The sequence below is a fragment of the Alteromonas macleodii genome, from assembly GCF_903772925.1.
Classification (GTDB): Bacteria; Pseudomonadota; Gammaproteobacteria; order Enterobacterales; family Alteromonadaceae; genus Alteromonas; species Alteromonas macleodii_A.
This window is the reverse complement of sequence record NZ_LR812090.1, coordinates 626,567-642,540: the sequence shown is the minus strand read 5'-3', so window position 1 is coordinate 642,540 and position 15,974 is coordinate 626,567. Positions and strand designations below refer to the sequence as shown.

10 protein-coding genes are annotated in these 15,974 nt (G+C 44.4%); 6 read left to right on the top strand and 4 right to left on the bottom strand.

From position 1 onward, the window contains the following. Positions 1-114 precede the first annotated feature (114 nt). Positions 115-1,512: an outer membrane channel protein TolC gene (gene tolC, locus PCAR9_RS02910; protein WP_179982322.1), complete on the top strand. Its 1,398-nt coding sequence runs from the start codon at positions 115-117 to the stop codon at positions 1,510-1,512. 117 nt (positions 1,513-1,629) lie between these two features. Here tolC and PCAR9_RS02905 read toward each other — a convergent pair whose 3' ends face one another. After that, on the bottom strand, positions 1,630-1,782 hold the full coding sequence (locus PCAR9_RS02905; RefSeq protein WP_179982321.1) for a hypothetical protein: 153 nt from the start codon (positions 1,780-1,782) through the stop codon (positions 1,630-1,632). Between the two features lie 188 nt (positions 1,783-1,970). Here PCAR9_RS02905 and PCAR9_RS02900 point away from each other — a divergent pair, with 188 nt between their 5' ends. Then, the gene (locus PCAR9_RS02900) at positions 1,971-2,807 is read left to right on the top strand and encodes an ion transporter (protein WP_179982320.1); all 837 of its coding nucleotides are present in this window, start codon (positions 1,971-1,973) and stop codon (positions 2,805-2,807) included. 168 nt (positions 2,808-2,975) lie between these two features. On the opposite strand, the gene prsT is transcribed toward PCAR9_RS02900, so the two are convergent. Then, positions 2,976-5,750, bottom strand: a complete 2,775-nt coding sequence (prsT, locus tag PCAR9_RS02895; RefSeq protein WP_179982319.1) for an XrtA/PEP-CTERM system TPR-repeat protein PrsT — start codon at positions 5,748-5,750, stop codon at positions 2,976-2,978. 305 nt (positions 5,751-6,055) lie between these two features. Between prsT and PCAR9_RS02890 the strand changes: the two genes are divergently transcribed. The 3 genes from PCAR9_RS02890 to PCAR9_RS02880 all read left to right on the top strand — a co-directional run bounded on the left by PCAR9_RS02890 (position 6,056) and on the right by PCAR9_RS02880 (position 10,537). Continuing rightward, positions 6,056-7,837: a DEAD/DEAH box helicase gene (locus PCAR9_RS02890; RefSeq protein WP_179982318.1), complete on the top strand. Its 1,782-nt coding sequence runs from the start codon at positions 6,056-6,058 to the stop codon at positions 7,835-7,837. A 129-nt stretch (positions 7,838-7,966) separates the two neighbouring features. After that, on the top strand, positions 7,967-9,352 hold the full coding sequence (cysG, locus tag PCAR9_RS02885) for a siroheme synthase CysG (protein WP_179982317.1): 1,386 nt from the start codon (positions 7,967-7,969) through the stop codon (positions 9,350-9,352). Positions 9,353-9,559: 207 nt separating this feature from the next. Next, positions 9,560-10,537, top strand: coding sequence for a hypothetical protein (locus PCAR9_RS02880; protein WP_232091102.1), 978 nt, complete (start codon positions 9,560-9,562; stop codon positions 10,535-10,537). A 62-nt stretch (positions 10,538-10,599) separates the two neighbouring features. On the opposite strand, the gene PCAR9_RS02875 is transcribed toward PCAR9_RS02880, so the two are convergent. Further along, positions 10,600-11,997 (bottom strand): PhoH family protein, encoded by a 1,398-nt coding sequence (locus tag PCAR9_RS02875; protein WP_179982316.1) that lies wholly within the window; start codon positions 11,995-11,997, stop codon positions 10,600-10,602. Between the two features lie 308 nt (positions 11,998-12,305). Continuing rightward, positions 12,306-14,381: an extracellular solute-binding protein gene (locus tag PCAR9_RS02870; RefSeq protein WP_179982315.1), complete on the bottom strand. Its 2,076-nt coding sequence runs from the start codon at positions 14,379-14,381 to the stop codon at positions 12,306-12,308. A gap of 221 nt (positions 14,382-14,602) precedes the next feature. On the opposite strand from PCAR9_RS02870, the gene PCAR9_RS02865 reads away from it, so the two are divergent. Continuing rightward, a complete protein-coding gene (locus PCAR9_RS02865) occupies positions 14,603-15,967 on the top strand; it encodes a gluzincin family metallopeptidase (protein WP_179981857.1) in 1,365 nt (454 codons plus the stop codon). Positions 15,968-15,974 lie beyond the last annotated feature (7 nt).

The following is a 15,974-nucleotide window of genomic DNA, read 5'->3' as shown; positions in this document are numbered from 1 at the left end:
CTGTTACGAGTTTGGACTTTCGGTTTGTGGTTGAATTTTCATACACTTGGTTTTAATAAGTCGTCTTAACGAATAAATGACGACGCAACTTGAACACAACAGGAAGACGTAAGCATGAAACGAACACTTCTGTCGCTGGTTATCGGTGTTTCGATGACAACTGGTGCACTAGCCGATGACCTAATGCAGGTATATCAACAAGCACTGGCGAACGATCCATTGGTAAACCAAGCGAAAGCGCAACGTGATGCTGCGTTTGAAGGAATCAGTATTAGTCGTGCAAGTCTACTACCGCAAATCTCTGGCTCTGTGGGCTACACCATGTCAGATTCTGAACGCTTTCAACAAGCTGCTGGTGACAACGGCCTTCAGGTATTTACCACAGATACAGAAGTAGACACCATCGACTACGGGTTAACACTTTCAATGTCGTTGTACGACCACGCTAATTGGTTGGGCTTAGACCGCGCTGAAAAAATTGCTGAACAAAGCGATGCACAACTTGCGGCAAGCATGCAAGACCTTATTGTACGTACGGTTACGGCTTACTTTGACGTGCTGCGCGCCCGTGACAACGTAGAGTTTGTAGGTTCAGAAAAACGTGCGATTGAACGTCAACTTGAACAAACCCGTCAACGTTTTGAAGTTGGTCTTACTGCGATTACTGACGTGCATGAAGCGCAAGCAAACTACGACAGCACAGTCGCTCAGGAGATTCAGGCTAAAAATGAACTTGAATTTGCTCTTGAAGCGCTGCGCGTGATTACAGGTAAATATCACGACCGTCTTTACGGATTAAATAAAGATAATTTCTCGGCCACAATGCCGGTGCCTGAAACCGTAGATAGCTGGCTAGAAACCGCTCAAGACAAAAACTTAGCATTGCTGGTAGACCGTTTAGCTATGGACGTGGCGAAAGAAGACATTGCAATTGCACGTTCGGGTCATTTACCAACCTTGTCGCTGTCTGGCAGCTATGGCCGCTCTAAAGACGATGTAGACGCTGAAATTCTTAACGACGATGGCTCAACGACTCCATTTGGTTATGAAACGCCTTATCTAGATAGCCAATCAATTGGTATCTCACTGAACGTGCCTATTTACCAAGGTGGCAGCGTAAGCGCGCAAACATCGCAAGCGAAGTACAACTACGTTGCTGCGAGCCAAGCTGCAGAACAAACGTATCGTCAAACCGTACAGTCGGTTCGTAGCTCGTTTAACAATGTAAAAGCGTCTATCTCAACTATTCGCGCACTTGAACAGTCAGTTGTGTCGGCGGATAGCGCGCTTAAAGCAACAGAAGCTGGATTTGATGTAGGTACGCGTACTATTGTTGATGTGCTTGATAGCACACGTAACCTGTTTGATGCGCGTCGTAATCTTGCTGGTGCGCGCTATGACTTCATTCAGTCTGTTATTACACTTAAGCAAGCGGCGGGAACCCTTACAGGCGAAGATGTGGCTATGATCAACCGCGGTCTTAAGCCAGTCGAGAGCAATAGCAACAAATAGGTTGTTTTATATCGCTAGATAAGCGTTTGAATACGACGTAAAGAGGGTAGCTACTGGCTGCCCTTTTTTGTACATGTTTAGCGTTTATACACTATATGTTGTGGTGTAAAAGCGTGCTTATTTGCCGCAAGAAAACTTTTGTAAAGCACCTAGCAGCTGCCGGTAGTCAGCACATAAGGCTTCGGCATTTTGCTTAGTCATTACAAAATTAGATAAACGCATTGAAACGACGCGTAATTTCTCTTGCAACAGCTGTAACTCATCATCCATGATTATGCCCTTTGAATTTGTCTCTATTTTTAGTGATGTTATTTTTGCCGGGTTTAAGGCTTTAAAGTCGCCTTTTTGCCCCTACATTTTGGCGCATAAAGTGTGCGAACAACAACTTTAGTATAACGCCAAGTAAGCTTACGACAAGCCTCTTGGTTTATTGTTTTTTTCTTGAGTGATAAATAAAAATGCAAGCCTCTGAACTACAAAATAAATTTGAGCGCATAAGAGCAAACAAATGGTTTGAAGCCTTTGTTATCAGCGTCATCGTGATATCGGCGTTATTAGTCGGTGCGAAGACCTATGAACTACCCACTGGCATGTCATCTATTACTTTGTTTTTAGACTGGTTTATTAGCGCTTTTTTTCTAACTGAAATCACAATTCGCTTTCTAGCGGAGAAGCAAAAGCGTTACTTTTTCAAAAGCTTCTGGAACTGGTTTGACACCCTCATTGTAGTTATCAGTCTAATCCCGGCAGACGACACTGAGCTTGCGCTGATTGCGCGTTTAGTGCGGGTCTTCCGCGTGCTTCGTATGATTTCAATCATCCCAGAGCTTAGAATACTCCTTGTTTCTCTAGTGAAAGCTTTGCCTCAGCTAGGCTATGTCATGCTGCTGATGTTTATCATCTTCTATATATACGCAGCGGTAGGCAGCACATTGTTTGAAAATATTAACCCTGTGTTGTGGGGCGATATCACCATCTCTATGCTGACACTCTTTAGGATCATGACCTTCGAAGATTGGACAGATGTGATGTACGAAACTCAAGAAGTGTACTCACTAAGTTGGATTTTCTACTTAACCTTTATATTCTTTACCGCATTCGCTTTCCTCAACATGGTTATCGGCATTGTGGTAAATGTGATGGAAAGAGAAAACGAAAAGGCAAGAGCAGAAAAAGAAGCCGCCTTACTTGAAGAGCAAATCGCACAAGGCAATATCGAGCCTACGCTGCATGACGTGCTCAAAGAGTTACGGGATCTAAAAGCGCAGGTCGCGTCACAAAATAGCAGAGAATGAGTGCCTGAGGCTGTCTAGACACAGGTAGTTAATCAGAAGCTTCCCAAGCAGACAGGCAGGCAACCATAAAGAGAAGGCCACGATAAGTGGCCTTCTTTCATTTCAGTTTTTGCTACTAAAGAAAACTAACAAAGTCAGTTAAATAGCTAAAACCTTTATCAAAGCGCCTTACACGCCGTATTGCTGCTTAAGGCTTTCTACTCTTTGCTTCGCGGCTTCAGAGGTAAACTCCCTACTTGCTAAGCGTCGTTTTGCTAACTCTTTTTTATCGAGCTTAAGCAATAAGGCGACGTGATTTAAATACACTTCATCGCTAGCAATGGGCCCTGTTGATATTTGCTCATACAAGGTTAGCGCTTCTTCTTTCTCACCTTTAGCGATATAAATCTGCGCTAATGTGTCCACAGCATCAGCATTTTCACTTTGCAGCGATACCGCTTTTTTCGCTAGCTCTTCTGCTCGCTGAAGGTTTTTTTCTTCAAACGCTAAATACGCCAAGTTGTTAAGCACCACAAAATTGTCAGGCGTTTTTGTAAGTATAAGTTCATAGGTATCTATAGCTGCGGCTCTATCATTACCTATTTGGCGCTCAGCTAACAACATTGCACTTTGTACGTCGTTATTGTGCGCATTTACATGCTTTTGCAAAAAGCTAAACGCTTGCTCTTTTTTACCTGACATCTCAAGGGCTGCAACAAGCAGCAAAGCATTGTCTGAGTTTGAAGTAGCATCATAAGCGGCTTTGGCGTGATCTACGGCCTGCTCTGGCGCTTTATCTATAAGATGTAAACGCGCAATAATGCCTCTTACGAACGGCAATGCCTTAACCTCGTCAGAGACATTATTGATAATTTCCCATGCCGGTTTAGATTGACCAAGACGGCTATGAAAATACGCTTTCAAGAGCGTTAGTTGAGCGTCTGGGCGCTTAGATAACACCTTGTTTGTTAGCGCTAACCCTTGCTTGAATTGCTTTTGAGAGTCTACGATAAGCAGCTTGCCCAATACCGCATTTTTATCTTGTGGGTAAATTGATAACCAGCGGTCAAAGAAGGTCGTGGCTTCTTTTACGTTATTAGTGGCAATAAGTGCCTGGCCTTTTAAATTCCAGAAAGTCTGAGGTGATGACTCATCACCTTCAACAGCTCTCAACAGCGAAACAGTTTTATCTAATTGGTTATTAAGCGAGTACATTCTCGCGAGTAAAAGTCTTAGATTAATATCGCCTTCATTAGCATTAAACTGCGTTTGTGCATGCTTAACAACGGCGTCTGCATTGCCGCTTTCCATTGCGAGCGCGAACCACAGCGCCAAAGCTTGGACGTCAGCAGGGTTCTCGTCGATAAAAGCGCGGATAAACGCAACTGCATTTTCTTTCTTGCCCTCGGCAACCAGCAATTTAGCTCTGGAGTACGTAACCTCATTACCGGCGTCGTTGAGCTCGCTTGCTTTATCTAGGTACTGCGCCGCGTCTTGATAAGCCCCTTCTGCCGTTGCAATGTTTCCTAAATAGATCAAGGGAGCCGCAGTCTGTGGCGACGCTTCGTGCCACTCTTTGGCCGCACTTTTCGCCTTTTCAAGCTGGTTAGTCGCTATATAGGCGCGCAGTAAGGTTGCTTGTGAGGTGACAGACTCAGGCGCTTGCTCAACCGCCTGCTCAAGGTTTACTAACCCATCAATGTCGTTTAATGAAAGCTGTAAAACACCTAAACGTGATAAGTCTTCGGCTGTGGTACTAACCCCTTCTGATTTTTCTATCATCTGCTGAGCGCCAACAACGTTGCCTTCTCTAAGCAATTGATAACTGGCTTTCGAAAACAGGGCAGCATCAACACCTTGTTCACCTTCAACTCTAGCCAGAACCTCAAGGGCCTCATCGTTTTCACCGAGTTGGAGCATGCTGTCTGCCAGCATTCGAAGGCCTGGGTGATTATCAGGCAAGCTAGACGCCACCATGGTTAAGTGGCGCTGGGCCGCCTCGAAATCTTGAATTTGATACGCACTAAAACCCGCAACCAAACGCACAACCTGATCACTCCTACCGTTTTGAACGGCAATTTCCAAGTGTTCAAGGGCTTTCGCGTAATTCTCGTTTGCCGACTCAATAATGCCTTTAAAGGTATTTAGCAGCGGATGGTTTTCGTTTAGCACCAACAAATCATCCACAATAGGCTGAGCTTTATCCAGATCTCTTATTTCAATAAGAAGCGCGGCATACGCAAATTTACTGGTAACGTCATCTGGAAACTGACTAACGTAAACGCCATACACCTCTGCGGCTTTTTCGGGTTCGCCATTTTGCAGGTAAATTTTGGCAAGCTGTTGCAATACGTCTTTGTTGGTCGGCGCTTGCTCACGCAAGGCTTCTGTTGCGGCTAATGCGCCTTCCATATCGTTTTCTAGCACAAAAGCGTAACTATCAATAAGGCCCTTGTAAACCGAACTGGTATCTAGGGTAGAAAGCTCGGCTAGAAGCGCTTGCGCCTCTTCGTTTTTACCAAGCTGCATAAGTGCTTGAAGCTTATAAAAGCCCACTTCTGCGGATTCAACCGCGGTCATTCCTTCTGCGCGATAATCTACTTCAGCAAGGGCATTTTCTGCTCCTGACTGCTGGTAGGCAACTGATAACAATGGAATAACTTGGCTTACGGGGTGGCCTAAGTCCATTGCCTTGTTAAGTTCTTTTTCTGCTGCCGCATAATTATTTTGTTGTAGGTACAGTTTTCCGAGCTCAAAGCGAGGTTCTGCCGCATTAGGCCCCTTTTGAATAGCGTTTTTGTATTCAACGATGGCGGCATCAAGCTGCTGTTGAGAGGCATAGTTTCTCGCATCAGCCAAATGGCTTTCCATCGACTTCTCGCTACACCCTGACAAAAGTGCACTGGTTAACATAACTGCTAACGTGGTGCGTTTAATTAATTTATTAGTTCTATGCTTTGTCATTGTAATTCCTTGCCCTTCCTCAGATTTTTGTCGTCACATTCCAGCTCTATGTCAAAAGCACTGACTAAACTGCTTATTATTTCATCGAATTTGTGCAATTTCGTGGCAACCTGTCCATTATTCGAATATAATACTGTTTTTTGCAACACTGCTGGCAAGCATATCGCGAAATACGCTAAGAATACGCTTCATTAACTCGCCGGACAGGCCAGTTCAACGCTGTATAGCGTCTTGCGATAATAAACCGAAAAAGTACGGTTTAGTCGTATGCCGCACCCTCCTTACTTAATGCACCAGGACCCTTAATGACAACAACTGTCGACATGACATTTAAAGACCTCAATTTACCAGAACCAATCTTACAAGCCCTTGAAAAAGTTGGCTACGAGAAACCGTCTCCTATTCAGGCTGAGAGTATTCCTCTTATTCTTGAAGGACACGATTTACTCGGTCAGGCACAGACAGGGACAGGAAAAACCGCTGCGTTTGCCCTGCCTATGTTGGCAAATATCGATCCTGAGCAACGTAAGCCGCAATTACTGGTATTAGCCCCAACCCGTGAACTAGCTATTCAGGTTGCAGAGGCGTTTCAGGTTTATGCGAGCTTTAGTCAAAAAATTAAAGTACTTCCAGTATACGGCGGTCAGTCGTACGACAACCAAATTCGACAGCTTAAGCGCGGCGTTCAAGTGGTTGTGGGTACACCAGGCCGTATCATCGACCATATAAAGCGCAAGACACTAGACTTAAGTGAACTTAAGTTCTTAGTGCTAGACGAAGCTGACGAAATGCTTCGTATGGGCTTTATTGATGACGTTGAACTTATTCTTAGCCACGCACCAGAAGAGCGCCAAACTGCGCTGTTCTCGGCAACTATGCCTGGTCCAATTAAGAAAATTACTCAGCGTTACTTAAAAGACCCTAAGCACGTTAAAATTGCCTCAAAGGTAAGCACAGCAAGTACGATTCGTCAGCGTTACTGCCAAATCGCACCGCACCACAAACTTGAAGCGCTAACCCGCATCATGGAAGTGGAAGTGTTCGACGGTATGATCATTTTTGTACGCACGAAAACCGCTACTGTTGAATTAGCAGATAAACTATCCGCGCGTGGTTACGATGTTGAGCCACTAAACGGTGATATTCCTCAGGCAGCCCGTGAGCGCACTGTTGAAAAGCTAAAGCAGGGTAAAATCGACATTCTTGTAGCTACTGACGTAGTAGCCCGTGGTCTTGACGTTGAGCGTGTAAGTCACGTTATCAACTACGATATTCCGTATGACAGTGAGTCTTACGTACACCGTATTGGTCGTACCGGTCGTGCTGGTCGTCAAGGTGATGCAATTCTATTTATCTCTCACCGTGAAAAACGCTTGTTGTACTCTATCGAGAAAACCACTAAGCAGCCTATTGAAGCGATGCCTATTCCTTCAATCAGCGAAATCAATGAGACACGCTTAAGCCGTTTTAAACAGTCGGTTGCCGAAGCTACTCAAGACGATAGCATTGAATCATTAATGCCTATTGTTGAGATGATTAAAGAAGAAAACGAAGCATCGCCTGAAACCATCATGGCTGCGCTACTTAAAATTGCGCAAGGCGACGAGCCGTTAATTCTTAAAGAGTCAGATCGACCAGACATTAATAGCAAGCCTCCGCGAGATAACCGTGATAGAAACTCTCGCGATGGTCGCGAAAGAAAGCCAAGAGTACCACGTGGTAACCGCAAGCCAGAAGAAGGCATGCAGCGTTTCCGTATTGAGGTAGGTCATGTTCACGGCGCGAAGCCTGGCAACATCGTTGGCGCTATTGCGAACGAAGCAAACATAAACTCGAAGCACATTGGCGCTATCGAAATTTATGACAACTTCAGCACGGTAGACCTTCCTGACGGCATGCCTAAGGAAACCCGCGATACGCTTCAAGGCACACGTGTTGCTGGACAGCGTTTAAATATTCGCGAATGGTCTGATACGCCACCAGCTAAGCGTGAGGGTCGTGGTAATCGTGGCGACAGAGCAACTCGCGGCAACCGTGAAGACCGAGGCAATCGCGGAGACCGCGAAAACCGTAAGCGTAAGAACTAAATAGCAACACATTCAGCCTTTATATAACTAATTGCAATATGAAGGCTGTTTTCGTTGTTTTCTAATTAAAAAGAATTGGCGCAAAATAGTGTCAGTTCTTTTTTTGTATTTAAAGCTAAGAAAACCTTTATGGATTACTTTCCGCTATTCCTAGACGCTAGAAAACTCAATGTCCTTATTGTTGGGGCCGGTGAAGTGGCAGCCCGTAAGCTAGAGCTTATTATGAAGACGCCTGCAACCATTACAGTAGTGGCGCCTTGGGTTTGTGACACGGTTAAGCAACTAGCGTTAAATGAGAAAGTCACGCTGATTGAACGTGAGTTTGAAAATAGCGACCTTACCCATAAAGACATGGTGTTTATTGCCACCGACAAGGGCGATGTTAACCAGCATATTCACGACTTAGCTCGCGCTAATAAAGTATTAGTTAACGTGGTGGACAACACACCGCTTTGCCAATTTATTACTCCTTCTATTGTTGACCGTTCTCCTATTGTCATTGCGATGAGTAGTGGTGGCGTAGCGCCTGTACTGCTTCGTTATTTGCGTCAAAAGTTAGAAACGGTATTACCCGCTAACTTAAGTCGACTGGGTGCGTTTTCTGAAAAATTCCGCGATAAAGTAAAACAAACCCTAAACGGTGTTACCGCTAGACGTTACTTCTGGGAAGATGTACTCGATGGCGATATTGCTGAAATGGTAGAAAAAGGCCAAGACAAAAAAGCTGATGAGGCGTTTGAATTGGCACTACAAGCCGCCGCCGAAGACAAAAAAGTAGAAGGCCAAGTATATCTGGTGGGGGCTGGTCCTGGCGATCCAGACTTACTTACCTTTCGTGCTCTTCGTTTAATGCAAAAAGCTGACGTTGTTGTTTACGACCGCTTAGTTTCACCAGAAATTCTTGAGCTTGTGCGTCGCGATGCTGAGAAAATCTATGTGGGCAAGGCTAAAAGCAATCACACGCTTCCTCAGGACGATATTAACCAATTAATGGTTGATGAAGCCAAAAAAGGTAATCGTGTGGTGCGTTTAAAAGGCGGCGACCCCTTCATATTCGGGCGCGGTGGAGAAGAAATTCAAACACTTATTCAGCACGGCATCGACTTTCAGGTAGTTCCCGGCATTACCGCAGCGAGCGGTGCGTCAAGCTATGCGGGTATTCCGCTTACCCATAGAGATCACGCACAATCTGTGGTGTTTGCTACAGGCCATTTAAAAAACGGCAGTATTGAGCTCAACTGGCCTGCCCTTGCACAAAAGAATCAAACTGCTGTGTTTTATATGGGGCTAACAGGTTTGCCTATCATTTGTGAAAAAATGATTGAACATGGGCTTGATGCCTCAACGCCAATAGCACTGGTTCAGTCGGCCACTACTGAAAAGCAGCAGGTGTTAACCGGTAAGCTAGAAGACATTGTGGCTAAGCAGGAAAAAGCTCAGCTTCAGCCGCCCACACTGATTATTGTGGGTAGCGTAGTAAGCCTTCACGATGAATTAAACTGGTTTCAAGAATAGGCGACATATGTCGCCTTTTTATTTATCGCGCGACTGTTCATGACTGCGCTTCTCAACATACTCCGACCGAATTCAGCATAAACTTGTTTTTTACACATAGGCGCGCATACTCAGTAATGTAATGAATATGTGGGATATGATGTGGTAAACAGTGTGAAGTGCAGTGCACAGACAGTAATTAGAAATGCGTTGAAAAGATATGTATTCGTGTCTCAATTTCACGCGTTTAGCACATTCAAACCAGCCAGCATGCTTATGCTGTTTTCTAGCTTCTGTTTAGTGACTGCTGCACACGGCGAACAACTCAAATACAGCAAAGTTAACACGGATACTGGGGTAAATTTTAGCTACGAATGGCTAGATAACGATAACACGCGACAATCGATTTCTTTTGAGTTATCTAAAAGTGCAATGAAAGAAGCCCCCTCTCAGCAAGCTAACTACAAGCCGAAAATAGCACAACGATACATTGTCGTTGCTTTAACCAAAGAAGCAAGAAAAATAGACCCTAAAGTTGCGCGTGTGAAGATAACGCCCAAACGAGAGTCTATTGATATTCAGGTTACAGGCTCAGACGAAGCGCAAGTTGAAGAAATACTCAATAATTTAAAAGCTATTCAGCAGCAAGAGTACGATAGGTACTTACAAGATCATTACTTTACTCGCTTCACTACCCTGTTTAATCAAAAAGCTATAAAACCGGATCACGTGCGATATGTTGCCGAATCGGTAAAACCATTGATAGCAGCATCACAAGCGTTTTATGAAAAAGTGGCTTCAGAGTCAGATTCCAGAGCCTATTTTTCATTGATTCTTAGCTGGCTTCAAAGTATCCCGTACGACACTTTGGAAGATAGAGTTGCAAGCAACGGTTCTGGCTATGCGCCGCCTGTCAGCGTAATCATGCAAAATTTAGGTGATTGCGATAGTAAAGCGGTACTAGCGTCATCAATGGTGCGCGCATTTTTGCCGTCGACAAAGATGATTATGGTATTTTTGCCGAATCATGCTTTGCTTGGCATTGCGTTGACGCCAATGGTCGATGATAGAACCATAGAGTACGAGGGCGACACCTACGTGCTCTATGACCCAACTGGTCCCGCACTCATTCCGTTTGGACAAGTATCTGAAGATACTGAACGCCACATTGTGACAGGGCGCTATCAAGTGGAAGTAGTAGAGTAAAAAACAAAAAGCGCCTTTGCGATAAAGGCGCTTTAGTTAAAATGCTCGATAAGGAGGGAGCTTTACAAGTTTTCTTCAGCAAAACTCGCAAGACGACTTCTTACAACGCCATCTAGATTAATGGTGGCACTGCCCGAGAAGTCTTTAAATTTCTCAACTAGATAGGTCAGGCCCGAAGTCACAGCACTTAAGTAGTTACTGTCTATTTGCGCCAGGTTACCACCTACAATGAGCTTAGTTCCTTCACCACAACGGGTGATAATAGTTTTAAGCTGTGACGCGGTTAAGTTCTGCGATTCATCCAAGATTACGATCGCGTTTTGAATGCTTCGCCCCCGCATAAAGTTTACCGACTTATACTGGATATTGGCCTTTTCCATGATGTAATTCATCGAGCCTTTGGTGTTTTCATCATGCTTGTGAAGCACTTCAAGCGAGTCAGTAATCGCCGCCAACCAAGGCAGCATTTTTTCTTCTTCAGTACCCGGTAAGAAGCCAATAGACTCAGCAATTTCTGGCGTACTTCGCGTAACAATGATTTTGTCATACATGTTGCGTTCTACCACCATTTCAAGGGCAGCCGCTAGCGCAAGTAACGTTTTACCGCTGCCTGCAGGGCCTGTGAGAATAACCATATCAATATGCGGGTCTAGCAAGGCGTGAAGCGCCATGGCCTGGCCAATATTTTTAGGTGTAATACCCCAGGCGTGGCGACCCATTAAGCGTTCGTAGCCTAAGTCCAGTACCTCTAGGTGATCTTCAGTAATCTCTTCTACCAAGCCTGCGAATTGTTTCGTTTCATCAAGCAAAAACTCGTTGATATACGCCTCTGGAAGCATGGATTTTGGTATGGTGTGAATGGTGTCACGGCCCTCACTGCGGCTATCCACACTTTTTACGCTGTCCCAGAAATTTCCCTCAAAGGTATGGAACCCGCGAGATAAATATTTGATATCGGTAATAAGCTGGTCGGTTCGATAGTCCTCAACATGAGCAAGGCCGGCCCCTTTTGCCTTAAGGCGCATGTTTAAGTCTTTGGTTACCAACACCACTTTTTGCGGCGCAAAGGTCTTTTGCAAGTGCAGCGCAACGTTGATAATACGGTTGTCGTTCTCGTTGCTGGTAAAAACTTGCTGGGCTTCGACCATATTGAGATCAGCAAAGATAGATAGGCTACCTGTAGGCGCAGTTTGCCCCGCGCCAAGTCCTTCCATCGATACACCTGCAAGCATATCTTCTGGCGTTGCGTCGTGGAGTAAGTCCTCCATCGCCCGAATGGATACCCGTGCGTCGCGCGCCACGTCTTTCTTACTGTCTTTTATGTAGTCGAGTTCTTCCAATACGGTCATTGGAATAACAACATCATGTTCTTTAAAGGAGAGAAAAGCGTGAGGTTCGTGCAGCAGAATATTGGTATCGAGGACGTAAATCTTAGTATCGGTAGAATTTTTTTTTGGCATCCTTCACTCCGGTAAATAAAGCCAGGTTAGGCGTATAGTTCGTTTATGAACCCGCGCACTAACAAGCTACAGTTACGGTTGTAGGAGAATGCCGCTCGAAACAGGACTTCTTCCCCTACTCGCGTCGACTGAGAAGCAGTACTACACTTTCTGCCTCAAAGGTTCGTCAGTTGAATTAGCGAACCCTTAATTCCACCATAATCCAGTTTTTAAGATTTAGCACTGTTTTTTCTTTTTTTATTTTCATTTAGAACAAATGTAAAGCACAATCGTCTTAGCCTTTTTTCATATACGCAATGCTAAACAAGCTAGTTTCCTTTGTTCGTGAAGTACCCAGCGCGCTCTAAAATTATCTCTGTTTGGTTTTGGGCGCTTTCTAATGCCGCCTTCACGCTTTTTTTACCGGTAACCACGTCATTTATTTGTGCCCCTACTGCGTAGCCAATAGCAGTAAACTCTGGGATAGGAATAAACTGACTGCCTATCATAGAATTACTCAAGTCATCGCTTGAAAGTAACTTCAATGCTTGGTGTTCAAAAGCTGCATAAAGCACAGCTTGCTGATAGGCATTCGAATACGTAGAGTGCCTAGTACCTGAAGGGGCCGCGTATTCACCGCTAACTTTCTTGAGGTCATCAATAAAGGTTTTTGATGTTAAAAAATGCGCAAGTCGCTGGGACTCCTTCACATAGCGCGATTGTGTTGGAATGGCAAAATTCCATGACCAAAACCACTGCGCTCCTTTCTGTTGCTTTCCGAGTGGCGCATAAGTAACGCCAGTGAATTGAGTAACCTTAGAGAAGTTTTTATCAAATAGCGCGCCGCCTAAAGAAGAGGCATCAATGAAAAACGCTAATTTGCCTTGAGCAAAGAGTTTTTGGTTCTCTTGCCACCCCATATCTTCATTTCTTGGGGGGCCAACGTTCTTTGCAAGGTCAGCATACATATTCACGGCATTAAGCCACGCTGCGCTGTCTAGGGTAGGTCGCATTTTTTCATCTAACCACGATGCCCCATAGGTATTGGCCATGGTACTCACTAATGCCATATTCTGTCCCCACCCCACGCGCGTTCTAAGCCCTACGCCGTAAATTTCTTTTTCGGGCATATGTACTTGTTGAGCTAGCGCCTTAACGTCGGTATATGTAAGCACTGGGGGAAGGCTTAAATTAAACTTATCTAGCAGGTCCTTTCGGTAGAAAGTCAGTGTTGTTTCAGCGACAAACGGTAACCCGTAAAGTTTTCCTTCAACGGTGTTTGCATGAAGAGCAGCAGGAATGACGTCATTAATGTCATAATCGTCAGGATGCGTGTTAAAAGGAACGAGAATATCTCGCTTCGCCCAAATGGGAAGCCCGTAATTACCAATTAGTACCAAATCAAAGCTATTTTCATTAACTGAAAAATTACCGAGCAATCGGCGGCGTAAAACGGTTTCATCCATTATTCGCCATTGAATATTTGTCTGTGATAGAGGGGAGCCGTATTTATCCAGGTATGCTTTTGCATTAAAAACAGCATTAATATCTGGCGCGCCAACAATTAATGCATCTTCGTTTTGTGAAGTGTTATATACACCATACTTTTCGAGTGTGCGCGCCAAAAGCCCATTCTGTTTTTGTTTCTGTAACGCTAGGTTGAACTTCTCAATAAGCTTGGAAGACTTAGGGTTTTGTTTTGAAAGCGCTAGATGAAAGGAGCTTTGCACTTCCTCCCCAGGGATAAATATAAACTCACCTATGAGGCTAGGTCGCTCGTTAACTAATGCTTCCTTGGCGCTATACTTATCAATAAATAAAACATCAATTCTCTCTCTTCCAAGTAAATCTAATAGATTAACCGTAGACTTTCCTGGGTACATATTGAAAAACGCTTCATTTGATAAAAATTTCGGCGCTACTGTGCCTCTGAGGTACCCAATTCCTCGCAAGTTTTGTCGTTTGAGCCATTCAATTAGATTAGGTATTTTACTGCTACCCTTAAAGTCTTTCGTCCTAATTAGGAATCCACTCGATCCCGCTGGGATAGCATCAGATAGAAGAAATGCATCATTAACACGTTCGTAGTCATGAACAGGAAATACACCGTCTAAGGCGCCCGTTTTCGCCAACATTAAAGCTCGGGCATGAGGGTAACGCTCTACATTAAGCGGCTCGCCCAACTCTTCAAAAGCCTTTACCACTATTTCATTCACGTACCCTTTCGACACGTCTTGACTGTCGCTAAAGGGGCTTACCTCTGATGTTGCGAGCGCAATAGGGCGTGCATAGGTAAAATTGGTGCCAAGTAGAAAAACCAAACATAGCAAGTATAACCCTATCGCCTTTTTAGGTATCGACGTACGGGTAAGAGGGTAAACAACATCACCCGCTAAATTTGGCATTATATAGTTTCCAGTATTCATTAGATGTAAGTTTAAATAGCAGAAAAAAACAAAAAGTGCGTTACTATCACTAAATAAACTAACATTAAATTAGCCAATCCTCATTAACATTATTTTAACGCCGTTTACGGGAAATACACGCAAATACTGATATTGGCTACATTCGTAATACGCTAAAGAAAGCCATTATCACTACACTTAAAAAGGACCTTTTAGTTTTGATGCCCTCCTTACGAACTATAGCTCATCCCTTTCTCATCCTTTTAGTGTTGGTAATCACTAACTTTACGAATGGCGTAAGTCTCGCTAGTCAGGTCGACACCGTAATTGAAAAAACTCAGACAGAGAGCGGTGCTACCTGGGAGCTAGGTTATACCCTTGATAAGCCTTCACAACAGCTAGTATTTGTCCGAAATCCTGACGCTTCTAGAACCACTCGCTGGCTACCAAAAAGTAGTGACATTGAGATTGCCTACGACACCATTTCACAACAAGAAATTGTGCGATCTAAAACGGGAAAGCCTATTTCTAAGGTTTCTTTTGTACTCACCCCCACTTACAAACACTTGGGCAAAGACTATGCGCCGTTTTCGCCCTTTTCGAACGGTGGCAATGCTTTTCATTCTGGTCGTCTGTTTGCTTGTGCTAATACTTGTGAAGATGAACATAATGAATGGCCTATCACCCTTAAAGTGCCAAGTGGCGAACACATCGTTTTAAACGGAAGAGTAGTTAGTGGCAGCGCCTCATGGGTAGATAAAAATAATGGCAGACAGGTTTATGTAGGTAAGCAACAACCTATTATCACAGACAGCGCTGTTGCACTTATTGACCCAGCCCTACCTGAGAGCATACAAGCTAAGCTTGAGTACGACATGCCCAATATCATGGCTTATTTCTCACACTCTCTTAACCCACTTTCCACCGAGAAACCTATGCTATTTGCTTCTTACGCCATGGTTGATGGTCATTCCTCACAAGGCGGCACGCTGCCAAATCAAATCTTTATGCACTGGAACAGAAATGATTTGGACAAACGCGCTGAGAATAGCGACTTTGCCAATAAGACGTTGTGGTTCTTTGCCCACGAAGCAGCACATTTATATCAGCCAGGTAATACCGCCGGTGTTTCAGAGAATGACGAACAATCATGGTTACATGAAGGTAGCGCCGACTACTTTGCGGCACTAGCTATGAAATACCTTTATGAAGATGCCAATAGCTATGTAAAAAGGCGTATAACCCACGCGTTTGAAAGCTGCACGCAAGGTTTAACGCAAAGCACACTTGCCGACGCTTACAAGAATGGACACTTCAACCTTTATTACTCGTGCGGAATGGTAATGCACCGCGCCATCGATAGCGTGGTGCAGCAAAAAACATTGGGTGAGGAGTCGCTGTTCACCGTATGGAAACGACTTCAAAAAGCAGTGAGTAGAGGCATGCCGCCTGGCACAGCGACCTTCTTAGCATTACTTGAGCCTTATAACGCACCTGAACTTATTGACGCTATTAACAATGCAACTAGCGACAACGATAAAAAGGCGATACTGGGCTTACAGACCCTGTATCGCATGGGTGAGTGATAAAAGG